This window comes from Bifidobacterium pseudolongum subsp. globosum (assembly GCF_004155535.1).
Taxonomy (GTDB): Bacteria; Actinomycetota; Actinomycetes; order Actinomycetales; family Bifidobacteriaceae; genus Bifidobacterium; species Bifidobacterium pseudolongum_C.
Genome location: NZ_RYUH01000010.1, coordinates 222425 through 239390, shown reverse-complemented (window position 1 = coordinate 239390; position 16966 = coordinate 222425). Strand labels below are relative to the sequence as shown.

The 16966-nt window shown below is 61.3% G+C and carries 13 protein-coding genes; 9 read left to right on the top strand and 4 right to left on the bottom strand.

Annotated features, from left to right (window positions below; genetic code table 11):
- The first annotated feature begins 3 nt into the window (after positions 1–3).
- From PG2093B_RS05180 to aroA, 8 genes are all read left to right on the top strand, one after another.
- Positions 4–1122 carry a hypothetical protein gene (locus tag PG2093B_RS05180; protein ID WP_129897573.1) on the top strand — a complete coding sequence of 373 codons (1119 nt, stop codon included), beginning with the start codon at positions 4–6 and terminating at the stop codon, positions 1120–1122.
- The gene (locus tag PG2093B_RS05175) at positions 1122–2324 is read left to right on the top strand and encodes a hypothetical protein (protein ID WP_129897572.1); all 1203 of its coding nucleotides are present in this window, start codon (positions 1122–1124) and stop codon (positions 2322–2324) included. The genes PG2093B_RS05180 and PG2093B_RS05175 overlap by 1 nt, the downstream gene beginning before the upstream one ends.
- A 9-nt stretch (positions 2325–2333) precedes the next feature.
- Positions 2334–2696: a hypothetical protein gene (locus PG2093B_RS05170; protein WP_129897571.1), complete on the top strand. Its 363-nt coding sequence runs from the start codon at positions 2334–2336 to the stop codon at positions 2694–2696.
- A gap of 8 nt (positions 2697–2704) precedes the next feature.
- Positions 2705–3961 carry an SGNH/GDSL hydrolase family protein gene (locus PG2093B_RS05165; RefSeq protein ID WP_129897570.1) on the top strand — a complete coding sequence of 419 codons (1257 nt, stop codon included), beginning with the start codon at positions 2705–2707 and terminating at the stop codon, positions 3959–3961.
- A gap of 75 nt (positions 3962–4036) precedes the next feature.
- On the top strand, positions 4037–4252 hold the full coding sequence (locus PG2093B_RS05160) for a hypothetical protein (protein ID WP_129897569.1): 216 nt from the start codon (positions 4037–4039) through the stop codon (positions 4250–4252).
- A 42-nt stretch (positions 4253–4294) separates the two neighbouring features.
- Entirely contained in the window at positions 4295–5203 is a 909-nt protein-coding gene (locus tag PG2093B_RS05155; protein WP_129897568.1) for an N-acetylmuramoyl-L-alanine amidase, read from the top strand.
- The gene (locus tag PG2093B_RS05150) at positions 5200–5607 is read left to right on the top strand and encodes a phage holin family protein (protein ID WP_129897567.1); all 408 of its coding nucleotides are present in this window, start codon (positions 5200–5202) and stop codon (positions 5605–5607) included. The genes PG2093B_RS05155 and PG2093B_RS05150 overlap by 4 nt, the downstream gene beginning before the upstream one ends.
- Positions 5608–6026: 419 nt before the next feature.
- Positions 6027–7409, top strand: a complete 1383-nt coding sequence (aroA, locus tag PG2093B_RS05145; RefSeq protein ID WP_129897566.1) for a 3-phosphoshikimate 1-carboxyvinyltransferase — start codon at positions 6027–6029, stop codon at positions 7407–7409.
- A 197-nt stretch (positions 7410–7606) separates the two neighbouring features.
- Here the strand turns inward: aroA and PG2093B_RS05140 are convergent, their stop codons facing one another.
- The 3 genes from PG2093B_RS05140 to PG2093B_RS05130 all read right to left on the bottom strand — a co-directional run bounded on the left by PG2093B_RS05140 (position 7607) and on the right by PG2093B_RS05130 (position 13414).
- Complete coding sequence (locus tag PG2093B_RS05140; protein WP_129897565.1) at positions 7607–8833, bottom strand: acetate/propionate family kinase; 1227 nt, start codon at positions 8831–8833, stop codon at positions 7607–7609.
- 178 nt (positions 8834–9011) lie between these two features.
- A complete protein-coding gene (pta, locus tag PG2093B_RS05135; RefSeq protein ID WP_129897564.1) occupies positions 9012–10691 on the bottom strand; it encodes a phosphate acetyltransferase in 1680 nt (559 codons plus the stop codon).
- Positions 10692–10936: 245 nt separating this feature from the next.
- Entirely contained in the window at positions 10937–13414 is a 2478-nt protein-coding gene (locus PG2093B_RS05130; protein ID WP_129897563.1) for a phosphoketolase, read from the bottom strand.
- A 472-nt stretch (positions 13415–13886) separates the two neighbouring features.
- Between PG2093B_RS05130 and guaA the strand changes: the two genes are divergently transcribed.
- Positions 13887–15449 carry a glutamine-hydrolyzing GMP synthase gene (guaA, locus tag PG2093B_RS05125; RefSeq protein WP_129897562.1) on the top strand — a complete coding sequence of 521 codons (1563 nt, stop codon included), beginning with the start codon at positions 13887–13889 and terminating at the stop codon, positions 15447–15449.
- 184 nt (positions 15450–15633) lie between these two features.
- Here the strand turns inward: guaA and PG2093B_RS05120 are convergent, their stop codons facing one another.
- Complete coding sequence (locus tag PG2093B_RS05120; protein ID WP_129897561.1) at positions 15634–16773, bottom strand: FUSC family protein; 1140 nt, start codon at positions 16771–16773, stop codon at positions 15634–15636.
- Between the last annotated feature and the right edge of the window lie 193 nt (positions 16774–16966).

The following is a 16966-nucleotide window of genomic DNA, read 5'->3' as shown; positions in this document are numbered from 1 at the left end:
CCCATGAGCCTGCTCGACCTCGAACCATGCACCGTGCACGCCTATGCGATCACCACGGGCGAGCATCTGTACCGGCTGCCGTATTCGGCGGCCCAATGGCAAGAGAGCATTAAACAACCCGGTAGCCTTAGTGTGACGGTGCCGCTCAGCCGCGAGGCCAAACAACTCGATTTATGGTCGACACTCAGGCCGTGGAAGTGCATGATCGCCCTGCAACGGGGCCGCTCCGTGATCCACGCCGGCCCATTGACCGACCTGCAGTGGGACGCCGGCTCGCGCTCGCTGAGTCTGACCTGCGGCGGGGGACTGACGCTGCTGACCAAGCGTCTTGTGCTCAATGCGGCCTTGAAGGACGGGTGGCGTGACGGCACGGTGCTCGTCGATGAAGAGCATCCGGCGGCGAACATGACGCTCGCGTGGAAACGCACGTGGTGGTGGGTGTGCATCGTGCGCCTGATCCTCGAGACCAAGAAATGGCAGGACCTCCCCATCGACCTGCCGTCCATCCAGGAACCGGGGGATAAGCAGCGGACCTATTTCTCGTGGGATCTCGCGACGGTCGCGGACAGGATCAGTGACATTATGAACCTGTCGGGTGGCAACGAGGTCGTATTCGACCCATACCTCACGCCAGACAACCATCTGCGGTTCCTCCTGCGCGCCGGCAAACCGGAATTGATCACCACGACGCACATGTGGGATACCACGCTGCCCGACAGCCGCGTCGACCTCGAATCGGTCTCCGGGTCGGGCAGCAACCTGACGAACCAGGTATGGGCCACAGGAGGCAAAGACTCCGACAAGACACTCATGTGCCGCAGGACCGCCACACCATTGGCCGGCTACGGGCTCATGCAATCCGCCAACACGGCACACACCACCGTCGAACGCCTCTCTACCCTCCAACAGCACGCCACCGGCCAACTCGCCAACGGCTGCTGGCCCGACGAGACCTTCAGCCTCAAAGTCGGCGAGGAATGGGACGTACAGGTCGGCGACCACGCCGTCACCAGATTCTCTGACGATTACCTCGGCGATCAGACCCTCGAACTCAAAGTCACCGACATCTCAGGGGACACCGGGTCGGACCTGCTCACCGTCACATGCAAGGAGGTGTGCTAATGCCTACCGCAGGACCCAGCGCCGCGCCACTCCTACGCTCAGGAGCCCGCGCCGGCACCATCATCGTATGGATCGGCGGCATCATCGCCGCAGGTGGGGGAGCATCCGCACCGGCCAACCGCATGAGCAGCATCGCCAGCCGCGACCTCGGCCTCACCGAAAAGAACTACGCGTCGGCCAGCGCGACCGTGTCCAACGGGCTCGTCACCCGCTGCTACGCTGCGCGTGACGACACCAGCTACGACCACAACGCGGTCGCCTACGTCATCCTCGCCGGCGGTCTCGAGGACCCGGTCAGCGCGCTCCCGGCCGTCATCTACAAAGCACGCGACGCCGCCAACGAATGCCGAAAAGCGTTTCCACAGGCGCGCATCATCTGGGCGGCCGGCTCAGGCAGCCTCGCCGGTATGAACGACACCCAACTCGCGGACACGACGACCATCGTCTCCGCCATCCTCGGCCAAGCACGGCAAGCAGACGCGCTCGCCGTCAACCTACGCACCGTGCTCGGCACCGACACGGGGTTGCAATCATCCGGGATCCTGCCCAACGACGAGGGGCACGCCCGATTGGCCGAGGCGATCGTCGACGCGATCCGCGACGACCAAGGCGAACCGGTCGACCAGCCCATCACCCCGACCCGCACATACAGCAGCGGTCTGAACGATTGGGCCAGCCGGCAGGTCGAGGCCACCCGTCGGCGTGAAGCCGAAAAACGCGAGGCGAATCGTCCAACGGGCACCGAGCTTGGCGGGGTCACGCAGAAACTCGACGAGCTGACGCAGGCGCAGGGCGTGCAGCAGGTCCTGCTCGAACAGCAGCAGGACATGCTCGAACAGCAGCAGGATGAACTCGCGAAACAACAGCAGCAGCTCGCGGACCAGCAGGCCCAGCTGTCCAACCAGCAGAAAGCACTCAAAGCGGCCCAGGACCAGCTCGCAGATCAACAAAAACAGCTCGCAAGCCAGCAGACCGACATCAAGAACGCGCAGGACCAGCTGAAAAGACAGCAGGATCAGCTAACCATCATCGTCGGCGACCAAGGCGACACGGTCACCAACCTGCAATCGCTCACCAACCGGCTCAACGACACAGTGGACCACATCTCAAAACTGGAAAAGTCCACCAGCGACACCGCATGGCGCATCGACCTCGACCTGACGAACCTCACTAAACGCGTCGATGCACTCGAAAAGAAGTAGGAGGCACCAATGGCAGTGACAGGTACAAAAGTTGGCCGATTGGATATCCGGCTCGTGCGTGGCGACACCCAGCGCATCGGCGGCAGGTGGCGCAAACGCAACCTCACCACCGGCGAGACCACACCGGTCGATCTGAGCGCGTGGGCCGGGCAGATCAAACTGCGCTCGCCTGATGGGCGGGAGCTGTGGTTTGAGCATGCGTGCCAGACGATGACGTCGGATGGCTACGCGGTCTGCGACATCCCCGCGAACGCGTTCACGGGCGACCAGTGGGACACGAGGCGATCCGGCCAATGGAAGGTCACCGTGCGCAACACTCTCACGGGTGAGCGGCGCACGATCGGCTGGGGTTATTGGACATTGAGCGATTAGGAGGAGCCATGACGGATCAGATCATCGATCTACAGGAAGCAACCATGCCGGGGCCGCGCGGCTATCAGGGCCCCCGCGGAGAACAGGGGTTGCCGGGCGTGAACGCCGTGAGCAATGACGAGGCCATCGCCGCGGCGATCGACTCGGACGCGTCGGCCACATGGCAGGCACTCACCCGGCGTGGCGGTGAGCGTATCATCATGCTCGGCGACTCATGGACCGCCTATTACGGCGGATACCTGCCACAGGTCCTGCAACAGGAGTTGGGCGCGCAATGGATCAAAAACTATGGGGTGAGCGGCAACCAACTCACCCACATGGCCAACGCGCAGATCACCCGAGCGCTCGCCGATCCGACCGCCAAACATCCCACCGCCATCGTGATTGTCGGTGGCACGAACAATATTTTCAACGGCACACAGACCCGTAGGGACATCATCGATCAGACAGAGGACTTGTGCGCCAAGGTGAAGGCCGCGTGGCCCGGCGTGCCCGCCCACCTGTTCCCGAACATGCCCCGCACACCCAACCAAGGGTTCAATTTCATGTATGCGGAGTTGATCGAACGCGCGACGAACGCCGGTGTGAGTGTGCATCCTGAGAGCATGTGGCTGCCCATGTACCGGGATTTCATGTTCTATCGCACCGACGCGGACGCCAGGGAGAACCTGCAGCACCTGACCAAAGCGGGGTACGTGTATTTCGCGGGCATCATCGCGGCGGCGTTGCGCGGCGGCAGCGAATACCTCAAGGCCGGCAGCGTCTGCTATGCGGATTTGCAGCGCTATGGCCAGGATGATTTCCCCGAATCGACCGCACTGACGAGCAGCGAATTAGTAATACCGACCGCAGGGGACCGTCGTCTTATCTTCGAGATCGGCCCGGGACTGGTCACACTGCATTTCGATTGCAAAAGCATCAGATGGGCACGTGACATAGACCCCAGCGTTGGCTCTCCCACGGCTGCAGACCGTCACGCCACGCTCCGATTGTGCACGATCCCCGAACGAGGCCCGGAAAACACGACCTACGATTCAAGCAAAAAATATCTACCGTTCCCCCCAACCCGCACGATTTTCGCGCAGGCATGTGCCTATGCGAGTAGAAAACCGGTTTATCAGGGCAGTGTCCAAATCTATCCAAACCGATACGGGTGCACCACCATGGATGTCCATCTCGACAAAGGAGACACCACCACCCCATGGGCATCATTCTCACAGGTCGCGTTCACAGCCTCATACCCGCTCTCACTCGACGCCATCTAACCAAGGAGGAATCATGACTGACCAGATTGTGGATCTCATCGAGGGCGTGATGGCGGATTCTAATACGAACTGCACGTGCCCGAGGCCACCGGCCTGATGTACGCGGAGATCGTGTTCTCTGACAAAACGGACGCAGCATACACGATCCGCACCGGCAGGAAGATCAGCATCCACATATCAGCCGCCACGACACTGCGCCTACGCCTCAACTACTCCGGCACCGCACCCGTGCAACACCGCAAGACCATCACACCAAGCCTACGGCGCATATGGCTCTTGGAAAACCAATAACCACCGGGCTGACGCCCATGACCCTGAAAGGAAAAGAGCGACATGGTCAATGCGACATGGGTCGGCTCGCCGAACTACGAACCAGGCCGGCGCGGCCAGAAGATCGACCACATCACCCTACATATCATGGCCGGCTATCTGGCGGGCACGGACGCCACATTTTTGAACCCCGCTACGAAAACCAGCAGTACGTACGGCATCGGGGCAACCGGCGCAATCCACCAATACGTGTCGGAATCCGACACCGCATGGGCCGATGCGGACTGGTTGAGCAACGCCACCGGCATCAGCATCGAGCACGAGGGCGGGCTCAGCGCCAACCGCTGCACACGCGCCTGCATGGACGCCTCGGCCCGATTATGTGCCGACATCGCACGACGCATGGGATGGCCCCGTCTCATCCATGACGGCCTCAACGGCAACGTCTATCTGCATCGCGAGATCCCCGGTACCGACCACACCACCTGTCCGGACCTCGCGCCGAACGGGCTCGACTACCAGTATGTCATCAACCAAGCAAACCAGATTCTCGCCGGCACCGGCGGAGGAGAGGAGACCGAAGTGGTTACACAGAACGACATCAACAAAATCGCCGAAGCCGTATGGCAGTACAAGACACACGGCACACAGGCACGGGACAGGCTCACGGGCATCGACAACGCGGCCAACGGCGCGAACAACCAACTGCGCTCTATCATGGGCAAACTCAAAAAAGTCATCGATATGCTGTTGCGCACCGATTCGAGCGCATCCGGCATGCTCGGCATCGATGGCAAACCCAACCGCGCAGACCTATGGACGCGCATCGACTGGATGGACAAACGCATTCGCGCGCTCATCCCCAACCCCGGGAACAAACGTCCTGACAAGACCGCCGAAATGCACCTGACCGACGAGACCATCGACAGGATCGCAGACAAGGTCATCGCGAAACTGGAGGCGCGCAAATGAACATCAACTGGGTCCTCATCATCGTCGCACTCGCCTTCATGGCCCTCGACGTCATCTCCGGCCTGTGCAAGGCCTGGTACCTGCACGACATGCAATCCCAAGCCCTGCGCCGTGGCCTGTTCCACAAGATCGGCTTCATGGGCGCCATCGTATTGGCAGGCCTGTTCGAGTGGGCTGCGGCAGTCACCCCGCAGATCACCCTCGCCGTGCCCCTCATGACCTGTGTGTGCGTCTACGTGGTCCTCACCGAATGCGTCAGCATCCTCGAGAACCTCAAAGCGATCAACCCCCACATCGCCGGCATCGCATCCAGATTCCCGCAACATCAGACGGACGTCGACCTCGTCATCGAGACCGCGGATACCGTCGAAGGAAACCACGATCAGAAGCGTCCAGTGGAATAATATTCAGCGCGAATAAACATGCCCCATGTATCCGGTCACCTTGGATACATGGGGCTCTTTTCCGTTACCCACTTGTCAAGAATACGCGTACAAACCAAGAACTGGGGTACGAAAACGGTACGATGAACGCAGACTATCCTGAAAAAACCACCCACAGGCCAAACATGAGCGGTGTTCACGAACCATTGCAAAATCAAGCATTAGCGAACATTTGAAACACTAGCGGCGGAATTGAAAAACCTGCCATATGCGACAGAATGTCGCAGGTTCAAATCCTGTCAGCCCGACGATCATGCGGGGCCGTCGCCAACACGGCCCCGCATTTTCATGAATCCGCCAACGCTCTGCGCCGCTGCACCCATGCCGGCATTCGTGAGATGCGCGCCCCATGTTCAGCCGTTGCCATTACGATGAAGCCTATGACCGAACATGATACCCAACCTTGGCCGGCGCCCCTCGCCGAAGGGCCGCTTGACGCCACCGTCACCATTCCCGGCAGCAAATCGCTGTCGAACCGTTTCCTCATCCTCGCCGCGTTGAGCACGCGCCCTGTGCATATCCGCGGTTTGCTGTGTTCGCGCGACACCGAGCTCATGATCGGGGCACTGCGCGCGCTTGGCGTGACGTGCACGCAGAACGACGAGGATGCGACGGACGTCACCATCACCCCTCCCGTCGATGGGGTATTCCACGGCGGCACCGACGTCTATTGCGGGCTCGCCGGCACAGTGATGCGCTTTGTGCCGCCGCTTGTGCTGTTCGCCAATGGTCCGGTGCGGTTCGACGGTGACGGGCAGGCGTACGCGCGCCCGATGAAGCCCCTGCTGGACGGTCTGTGCCGTTTGGGCGCGCACGTCGACTACCACGGGGAGGAAGGACATCTGCCGTTCACTGTCACCCCGCCGACGACGCTGGAGTCGAACCGTCGCCCTGTGGTGAAGATCGATTCCTCCGCTTCGTCGCAGTTCATTTCGGGATTGCTGCTCGCGGCGTCACGTCTGCCGAACGGCCTGACGCTCAGGCACACCGGCCGCAAACTGCCGAGCCTGCCGCACATCCGCATGACCATGGAAGACATCAATGCCGCCGGTGGCACGGTCGAGATGCCCCAGCGCGGCGAATGGACGGTCGAACCGCGTGCGTTGACGATGGCCCAGGAGATCACCGTCGAGCCGGACCTGTCGAACGCCGCGCCGTTCCTGGGTGCCGCCCTGATCGCGTCGGGATCGGTGAGCGTGCCGAACTGGCCGGCGCACACCACACAGCCCGGCGGTCTGTTGCCGGCGATCCTGCACCGGTTCGGCGCCGACGTGACGCTTGACGACGCTTCGTTCAACGAGCTCGCTGATTGCGAGGAATTCGACGACCGCCACTGTGGCACGCTGACGGTGCGCTCTGATGGAACCATCCGGGCATTGGGCGAACTTGATCTGTCCGCCGCGGGGGAGATCGCGCCGAGCATCGCCGCCATCGCTGTGTTCGCGGACGGCCCGTCGGCGCTCACCGGCATCGGGCATCTGCGCGGGCATGAGACCAACCGTCTGGAGGCGCTCGTGCATGAGATCGAACGTGTGGGCGCGCATGCGCATGAGCTCGCCGATGGCATCGCAATCGAACCGGTTGCGCAAGACCAGTTGCATGGCGCGGTCATGGAATCCTATGCGGACCACCGCATGGCCACGTTCGCGGCGATGCTGGGCCTGCGCATCCCGGACATCGCGGTTGAGGATGTGCAGACAACGCGCAAGACGATCCCCGATTTCACCGGCCTGTGGACCGCGATGCTGGCACAGCACAAGTAAACCGTTATGGAGCAGTCCATGCATTAGGGAATACCACAGGAAAACAGTTGTGAACGTTTTGTCAACATATATGGTCTTGGCGACGCGCTCATGCTACGCTATGGCAGAATGAATTCCTGTGGGGGGAACACGAAAGAGGCCAGCCGAATCCGGCTGGCCTCTTTTTATCGCTCAGTGAGACGCATGGCGCAGATCGCTCAGGCGATCTTGTTGCCGTAGGTGTCTTCGCCCTTTTCGGCGATGGCGGCGGAACGCTGTGCGATTGCAAGCTCTTCGTTCGTCGGGACGACGGCGATGATCACCGAGGAATCCGGCGTGGAGATGATGCGCGGTTCCTTGGAACGGGTGTCGTTCTTCTCCATGTCGAGCTTGACGCCGAACGGGGCGAGCTTTTCGCAGACCATGCGGCGCACGATCTCGTCGTTTTCGCCGACGCCAGCGGTGAACGTGATGACATCGAGGCCACCGAGCTGGGCGGTGTAGGCGCCGATGTAGCTCACGATGCGGTGCACGTAGACGTCGAGCGCGAGCTTGGCGTTCTCGTCGCCTTCGGCGATGAGGCGGTGGACTTCGCGCATGTCGCCGAAGCCGGTCATGCCCATCATGCCGGACTTCTTGTTGAAGAGGTCGTCGAGCTCGTCCACATCCATGTGCGCATTGCGGATCAGGTGGAAGACAGCGGCCGGATCGATGTCGCCGGTGCGGCTGCCCATGACCAGGCCCTCGAGCGGGGTCAGGCCCATCGAGGTCTCGATCGGCCTGCCGTCGATTTCGGCGGAAGCGGAGGCGCCGTTGCCGATGTGCAGCACGATCTGCTTGAGGCCTTCAGCGGGCTTGCCAATAACCTCGGGTACCTTCGAGGAGACGTACCAGTGCGAGGTGCCGTGGGCGCCGTAACGGCGAATCTTGTACTTCTCGGCGACTTCACGGTTGAGCGCGTAGGTGCTGGCGGCCTTCGGCAGCTGCTGGAAGAAGGAGGAATCGAACACGAAGATCTGCGGCACATCCGGCAGCAGTTCGCGCATGACCTCGGCGCCCTTGGCCTCTGGGCCGTTATGCAGGGGAGCGAGCACCGCGAGGTCCTCGACCTGCTTGATCGTCTCGTCGGTCACGAGGGCCGGGTCGGGGAAGGTGCTTCCGCCCTGGACCACGCGGTGGCCGACGGCCACGATGCCGGCGCTTTCGAGGCTCGGACCGTATTCCTCAAAGAAACCGAGCACGCGCTTGAGGCCCTGCTCGTGGTTGTCGATGCGCTCTTCGAGCTCGTGCTTTTCGCCGTTGTATTCGTACTTGTAGTGGCCGTCGATCGGCTCGCCGATTTTCTCAACGAGACCCGAGGCAATACCTTCGCCGGTTTCAAGGTCGACAAGCTGGTACTTGATCGAGCTGGAGCCGGAATTGATAACAAGGACGGTTTTTGCCATTCTGGGCATCCTCCATTGGTGTTTTGTGTTCACCGCTGTTGCGGCTTTCCAGAAGTACAGGGTACTCGCCGTTTGCTACAAAAAGATGACGGACGACACAATGCGGGCGTTGTGGCTCTGATCCATAGGGAAGTGGAGCCACAACGCCCGCATCGTGTTCATGGTTGTGTGGTGTACCTCAGTCGTTCTGCTGGGCTTCGATGGCGGTGAGCGCGATCGTGTTGATGATGTCCTGCACCAGCGCGCCTCGGCTCAGGTCGTTCACCGGCTTGTTGAGTCCTTGCAGGATCGGGCCGATGGCCACGGCGCCGGAGGAGCGCTGCACGGCCTTGTAGCAGATGTTGCCCGAATCGAGGTCGGGGAACACGAACACAGAGACACGGCCGGCGATGGGATCGCCGGGCGCCTTGACCTTGGCCACATCCGGCGACCATGCGGCATCGAACTGGATCGGGCCCACAAGCGCCAGGTCGGGGTTCTTCTCACGCACGATCGACGTGGCCTGAACGACCAGGTCGACATCCGGGCCCTTGCCGGAACCGAGGGTGGAGTAGGAGAGCATGCCCACACGCGGTTCGATCGAGAACGCCTTGGCGGTCTGGGCGGACTGCAACGCGATGTCGGCGAGCTGCTCCGGATCGGGATCGAGGTTGATGGCGCAGTCGGCGAACACGGACACATGGTCTTTGAGGCACATGAGGAACGCACCGGAGACGGATTTGGTGCCGGGCTTCATCTTGATGAGCTGCAGGGCCGGGCGCACCGTGTTGGCGGTCGAACTGATGGCGCCGGAGACAAGGCCGTCGGCCTGTCCGAGCACCACGAGCATCGTGCCGAAATAATTCGGGTCGCGCAAGGTCTTGCGGGCCACATCAGGGGTCATGCCCTTCTTGGCACGCAACTCGCACAGCTTGTCGATCATCTCAGTGAGCAGCTGCTCGTCCTCCATCGACTGGAAGCGTGCTTTGTCGAGCGACTTGAGGTCGAGCTTCTTGCCGCGCTCGAGGATCTCGTCGCGCTCGCCGATGATCACGATGTCGACCACATTCGATTCGAGCAGGTAGTTCGCGGCGGTGATGATGCGGTCGTCAGTGCCTTCGGGCAGTACGATCGTCTTGCGGTTCTTCTTGGCGCGCGCGAGGATGTCGTATTGGAAGGCATACGGGGTGGTCGGTGGCACGAAGGGGGAGTCCAGGGTGTGCAGCAGTTCATCTGCCGGCACATGTGCGGCAAAAGAGCCAATGGCGTCGTTGGGGGTGGCGCTCTCCTCGAGGTCGAGGAACGGCACCGTCCAGACGGGTACATCGTAATCATTGAAATAGGTGCGCAGTGAGGTGCACTGGTTCTCGTCACAGCCGGTGATGAACACGCCGATGACCTTGGTGCCGGCGTTGACGATGACCTCGGTGCATGCCTCAATCGTCTCATGCACCTGCTGGGGGGTGCGGTGCAGCGTGCAGACGGTCAACAACACCGGCGCCTGCAGGTCGGCGGAGACGTCGGCGTTGAAGCTGAATCGTTCCGGGTCGCCCACGCCATTGCGGTCGCTGCCGACGATCACGCGCACTTCGGGATTGAGCTGGGCGTTCGTGTCGATGAATTTGCTGACGATTTGCGCGCGGGCGCTCTGCTTGTTGATGCGCGCGTCGCGCAAGGTGACGCCGATGGCCTGCTCGCGGGTCTGGTGCGCGTTCGCATAGTCGAGCAGCGTGTCGGTGAAGGTCTCCTTGCACGAGACGGCGGGGCGGAACACACTCGTGACATTGGTCTTGGCGAGCAGGGCAATGAGACCGAGCGCGACTACGTTGCGTCCATTGCCGGGCTCGGGACTGATGATGCTCACATTCTTGAGGCTCACAATGACTCCTTATGATGCATGCTACGTTGCGTGCATGCGGGGTGGTGCATGGCTGCGCGTGCGGGGGAAAGGCACGCACTCTTCCATTGTACGCATTGGCGGTCACGTGGCAATTCACCCGGTCACGGGTCGCACCTGTGACCGGGGACGCATGCTCAGATGATATGAAAAGGGCGTGTGGAAACGAATTTCCACACGCCCTGATTCCCTGTATGCTGATTACCGGGAAGCGTTACCCCTTAGGCTCACTCGTTGTCGCCTGCGGTCGCCGCGGTCGCGGAGAGCATCTGCGTCTCGTCGACCTTGACGTCCGGGTAGACCCAGTCGGTGAACTCCGGGATGTCGTAGCCATTGTCGACTGCGAACTGGAACGCCTTCTTGCGGAACGCGTTGAGCTCGTCGATCTTGTCGGCATACTTGTCGGCGTCGATCATCTTGAGGGCAGCGGCCTGGAGCGCGTAGCGATCCATGTCGTTGACGCGGACCATGTCGAACGGCGTGGTCGTGGAGCCCTGCTCCTTGTAGCCGACAACGTTGAAGTTGTCGTGGTTCGGACGGTCGTAGATAAGGCCACGAACGTCCTGGGCATAGGAGTGGTACGCGAACAGGACCGGCTTGTCGGCGGTGAAGAGATCGGTGAACTCTTCGTCCGTGAGGGCCTCGTCGTTGTTCTCGCGGGACTGCAGCTTCAGGAGGTCAACAACGTTGACGACCTTGAACTTGATGCCCATCTTGTTGAGGGCGTCGGAAGCGGCCATGATCTCCTGGGTCGGAACGTCGCCAGCGGCGGTGAGGACGACCTGGACCTCATCGTTGTTCTCGGCGTTGGAAGCCCACTTCCACTCGGCGGCGCCGGCTTCGAGCTCGGCACGGGCCTCATCGAGGGTGAGCCACGTCGGAGCAGGCTGCTTGCCCGCGAAGATCGCGTTGATCTTGTTGGTGGACTTGAAGCACTTCTCGGAGATGGCGAGCAGCATGTTCGCATCGGTCGCGAAGTAGATGTTCGTCACGTGATCGTTGTTGAACGTCTTGTTGATCAGGACCGAGGTGACACCCGGGTCCTGATGCGAGAAGCCGTTGTGATCCTGACGCCACACGTGCGAGGAGACGAGGAGGTTGACCGAGGAGATCGGCTTGCGCCACGGGATCTCACGGACGGTGGCCTCGAGCCACTTCGCATGCTGGTTCAGCATCGAGTCGATCACATGCACGAAGGACTCGTAGGAGCTCCAGATGCCGTGACGGCCAGTGAGCAGGTAGGCCTCGAGGAAGCCTTCGCACTGATGCTCGGAGAGCTGCTCGGTGACCTGGCCGGTGACGGCCATGTTCTCGTCGACGAGGCCGGAGAGGTAGCCGTTGTCCCACTGCTTCTTGGTGACCTCATAGGTCGCGTTGAGGCGGTTGGATGCGGTCTCGTCCGGTCCGAAGATACGGAACGAATCCGGGTTGTTCTTGATGATGTCGCGGCAGTATGCACCGAGGGAACGCGGAGCCTCGACCTGGCCCCAGCCATGGCCGTACTCCTTGACGCCGGTGACCTCATACTGATCGAGCTCAGGGAGCTTGAGATCCTCGCGGATGACACCGCCGTTGGCGTTCGGGTTGGCGCCGATGCGCAGCTCGCCCTTCGGCATGAACTCGGTGACGTCATCCTTGATGGAGCCGTCGGCGTTGAAGAGCTCTTCCGGCTTGTAGGATTCCATCCAGCCCTTGAGGACTTCGAAGTGCTCTTCGGTGTCGCGGGCGGAAGCCAGCGGGACCTGGTGCGCACGCCAGGAGCCTTCGGTCTTCTTGCCGTCGATGAACTTCGGGCAGGTCCAGCCCTTCGGGGTGCGGAAGATGAGCATCGGGTAGAACGGACGGGTCATGTCGTCGGTCTGGGCCGCGGCCTTGATGTCGCAGATCTCGTCGAAGATCGTCTCGAACAGCTCGGCGAAACGACGGTGGATCGACATGTGATCCTCGTTGTCGAAGCCGGCGACGAACTCGTACGGGTGGTAGCCCATGCCGCGGAAGAAGTCATGCAGCTCTTCGTCGGAGATACGGGCGAGGATGGTCGGGTTGGCGATCTTGTAACCGTTGAGGTGCAGGATCGGCAGCACGATGCCGTCGGTGCGCGGGTTGACGAGCTTGTTGGACTGCCAGCCGGTGGCGAGCGGGCCGGTCTCGGCCTCGCCGTCGCCGATGATGCACGGCACGAACAGGCTCGGGTTGTTCATCACAGCGCCGTACGCGTGGGAGAGCGCGTAGCCAAGCTCGCCACCTTCGTGGATCGAGCCCGGGGTCTCCGGGGCGAAGTGCGACGGGATGCCGCCCGGGTAGGAGAACTGGCGGAAGAACTTCTGCAGGCCAGCTTCGTCCTTGGTGATATTCGGGTAGTACTCGGTGTACGTGCCGTCAACGTAAGACTGAGCGGTACCAGCCGGGCCACCGTGGCCCGGGCCCATGATGAACACGGTGTTCTGCTGGTGGTCAGCGATGAGGCGGTTGATGTGGGCGAGAAGGAAGTTCAGGCCCGGGGTGGTGCCCCAGTGGCCGACCAGGCGGTGCTTCACATCGTCGCGGGTGAAGGGCTCCTTCATCAGCGGGTTGCTACGCAGATAGATCTGGCCGATGGACATGTAGTTGGTGACGCGCCAGTACTTGTCCATGCCTTCGATGGCTTCTTCGGAAACCGGACGATCCAGCTTCTGCCACGGGGTGCCAATAACAGGATTTGTCATGTGTACTCCTGTACTCCTGCACAATATGTGCGATTGTTTGTTCCAATGTGGCCACGGGATCCGCATGTCCTCCCACTGGGGAGGAACCCCGTGTCCAATCGAGAATCATGTTACGTGAACTCTCTGACTTTTTGCTTCTTTTTGGGCATGTGTGTGCGAGAATGTGATATTTCTTACCTCTTTTGAAAACTTGACCATGTGAATTGTGCATTCCCGAATCGCCGCTCAATTCTTGTGGAACGCTGCAATAGCAATGATTGCAAGGATATGTGCGTGATTGGCGCCGTTCGATTGGGCGCAATGTGTGGCGGCGTGTTGCGATAAACCGCACATTGCGGGCAATGGGGCCGCTTCGGCCACTGCGCCACCCCGGGCGGCCCCATGTGGGCATGGCGTTGTCTACTTGCACGCCCACAATGGAGTATGTCAATTACACGCCACAACATACCTATGTATTTAAGGGGTTCAACTTATGGCACAAGGGCCTGTACTCGTCGTTGATTTCGGCGCCCAATACGCGCAATTGATCGCCCGTCGCGTGCGCGAGGCCAACGTCTATTCGGAGTTGGTGCCGCATTCCATGCCGGTCGAGGAGATGCTCGCCAAGGACCCGCAGGCGATCATCCTCTCCGGCGGTCCCGCTTCGGTGTTCGAGCCCGGCGCCCCGTCCATCGACAAGAAGGTGTTCGAGGCTGGTGTACCGGTGCTTGGCATCTGCTATGGATTCCAGGTGATGGCGCACGAACTCGGCGGTGACGTGGACAAGGCGGCGCTGGGTGAATATGGCAAGACCGCAACGGTCATCGACGATCCGGCTGGCATCCTCGCCGGCTCTCCGCAGGACCAGACCACGTGGATGAGCCACGGTGTGGCGGTCAAGGAGGCTCCCGAAGGTTTCACGGTGCTTGCCCACACCGAGGGCGCTCCGGTCGCGGCCATGCAGGACCCGATGCGCAAGCTGTATGGCGTGCAGTGGCATCCGGAGGTCAAACACACGCCGCGGGGGCAGGAACTCATCGAGCGTTTCCTGCATGATTGCGCGGGCATCGGCCGTGACTGGGACGCCGCGAACATCATCGACGACCAGGTCAAGAAGATCCGCGAGCAAGTCGGCGATGCACAGGTCATCTGCGGCCTGTCCGGCGGCGTCGATTCCGCCGTCGCCGCAGCGCTTGTGCACCGTGCGGTCGGCGATCAGCTCACCTGCGTGTTCGTGGACCATGGCCTGCTGCGCAAGGGCGAGGCCGAGCAGGTCAAGCATGACTTCGTGGCGGCGACAGGCATCCGGCTGATCGCCGTGGACGCGTCCGCGGACTTCCTCGATGCCCTCAAGGGCGTGTCCGACCCCGAAACGAAGCGCAAGATCATCGGTGAGAAGTTCATCCGCACATTCGAGAAGGCACAGCGTCAGGTCATCGAGGCCGCCGGCAGCGAGGGCAAGGAGGTGAGGTTCCTCGTGCAGGGTACGTTGTATCCAGATGTCGTGGAGTCCGGCGGTGGCGATGGCGCGGCCAACATCAAGTCGCATCATAACGTGGGTGGTCTGCCAGACGACCTCAAGTTCGAACTCATCGAACCGCTGCGTTCGTTGTTCAAGGATGAAGTGCGCGCGATCGGCACCGAACTGGGACTGCCCGACGAAATTGTCTGGCGTCAGCCGTTCCCGGGCCCGGGCCTCGGCATCCGCATCATCGGCGAGATCACCAAGGAACGTCTGGATGTGCTGCGCGATGCCGACGCGATCGCCCGCGAGGAACTGTCGAAGGCCGGTCTGGACCGTGACATCTGGCAGTGCCCGGTCGTACTGCTCGCAGATGTGCATTCGGTGGGCGTGCAGGGTGACGAACGCACGTATGGCATGCCTATCGTGCTGCGCCCAGTGAGCTCCGAGGATGCGATGACCGCTGACTGGTCGCGTGTGCCGTACGACGTGCTTGCCACGATCTCGACGCGCATTACGAACGAATGCCGTCAGATCAATCGCGTCGTGCTCGATTGCACGTCGAAGCCGCCGGCGACTATTGAATGGGAGTGAGTGTGCCACTCTGGTCCGGGAACGCTTTGCGTTGCCTTCCATTGAGCATGATTGAGTCTGTTCCATGAGAAATCGCATGAACCGATTGCCTTAAGGATTGTGCTCCGCATGACGAGGCCTGCCGAAGTGCTTTCGGCAGGCCTTTTCTTCTGGGATGAATGCGCGCGCGCTGTCTGGAAAGGGATTATATATGCGTTAACGGCTTAGTGCTGTTGGTTGCCGGTGCCTCGCCGGGGGAGACATGGCGTTCCAGAAGCGAGAACAGCACGGTGCAGCATATCGCGAAGAGCACACCGATCATGTTGTCGACGATCCGCAACGTCACGGACCCGGCGACTCCGTAAATGCTCTCGGCAAGCAGGAGGGCACCGAAGCAATTGAGGGCGTTGTTCACCATGTACTTGGTGGAGAATCCCATGCAGATGCCTGCGATGGGGCCGAACAGGATGCGGGACCCGGGAGGCACCGCAAGCGAGAATCCGGCATAGAGCAGCGACCCGACGACAACCCCGCCTATGCGCTGCAGTCCTCGCATCGGCAGGCTTGCTCCCGCTTCGCCGAAGGGGAGAAGCACCGACATGCAGGCATAGCCCACCCATACACCTCGGGGCAGTCCCGCAAGTTCCCCGATGAGCAAGGCCACAGCCACCCCTGCGGACAGCCTGATCCGCCAGAGTCCCTTTGCGCTGGATGCATTGAATTTGGCCAACATGTCATGCAGTCGAACATCCTGAAACTTCCCGTGGTGCTTGTGCAGGAGTACGGCGCCGCAGGCCAGCCATAACAGTAGCGCCAGCACGCACCGGCTCGCAAGCGCCGTCCCCTCCACGGGCGTCTGGCTTACGAACAGGTATCCGAACACATAAATCCCGGCGTTGCCCATTCGAGGATCGTCGGCGACGAGCACCAGGATGAGGGCGATGAGCAGGAGGTTCACCATCAGGCAGGGAACGGGCGGCCATGACTGGGCCGCCAGACCTCCGCAGACCATGGCAGCCAATACGAGCCCCAGCGCGATAACGCTGTCGGCGGCACGGTATCCATAGGGAACATGCTTGATGCCGAGCAGGATGCAGAACCCCGCCACGGCCAGTCCGGAGTTCTCGGGGTCGAACACCGCCGACAGCCCGCCGATGAACACGATGGCGAAGGAGACGAGCAGGATGCTCCTGACTGACATGGCGAAGATGAGACGCGTCTTTTTCCGCGGTTCTGTGGTCGTCCTCACCTTCGCCCATAGCCCATGGGCGTCAATCTGAAGAAGTTGGTAGAAGGAAGGTTCGTTGATGGCGCGTCTCCTGTTCCTGGTGATTTTCAGCTTCATGGTAGCAGCCGTATGGTGCAAATGGCTTTGGGCTTGCGTATTCCTCGTTCGTGTGGAAGAGGCATACCGTGAATCGACTCATGTAGGGAGTGGACGCATGCCGCCTGCATGGGGGCGGAGATGGACAAAAGGCCATGGCATAGTAGGGGGATATGAGACGCGTACTTGTCATTGGATGCCCTGGAGCTGGCAA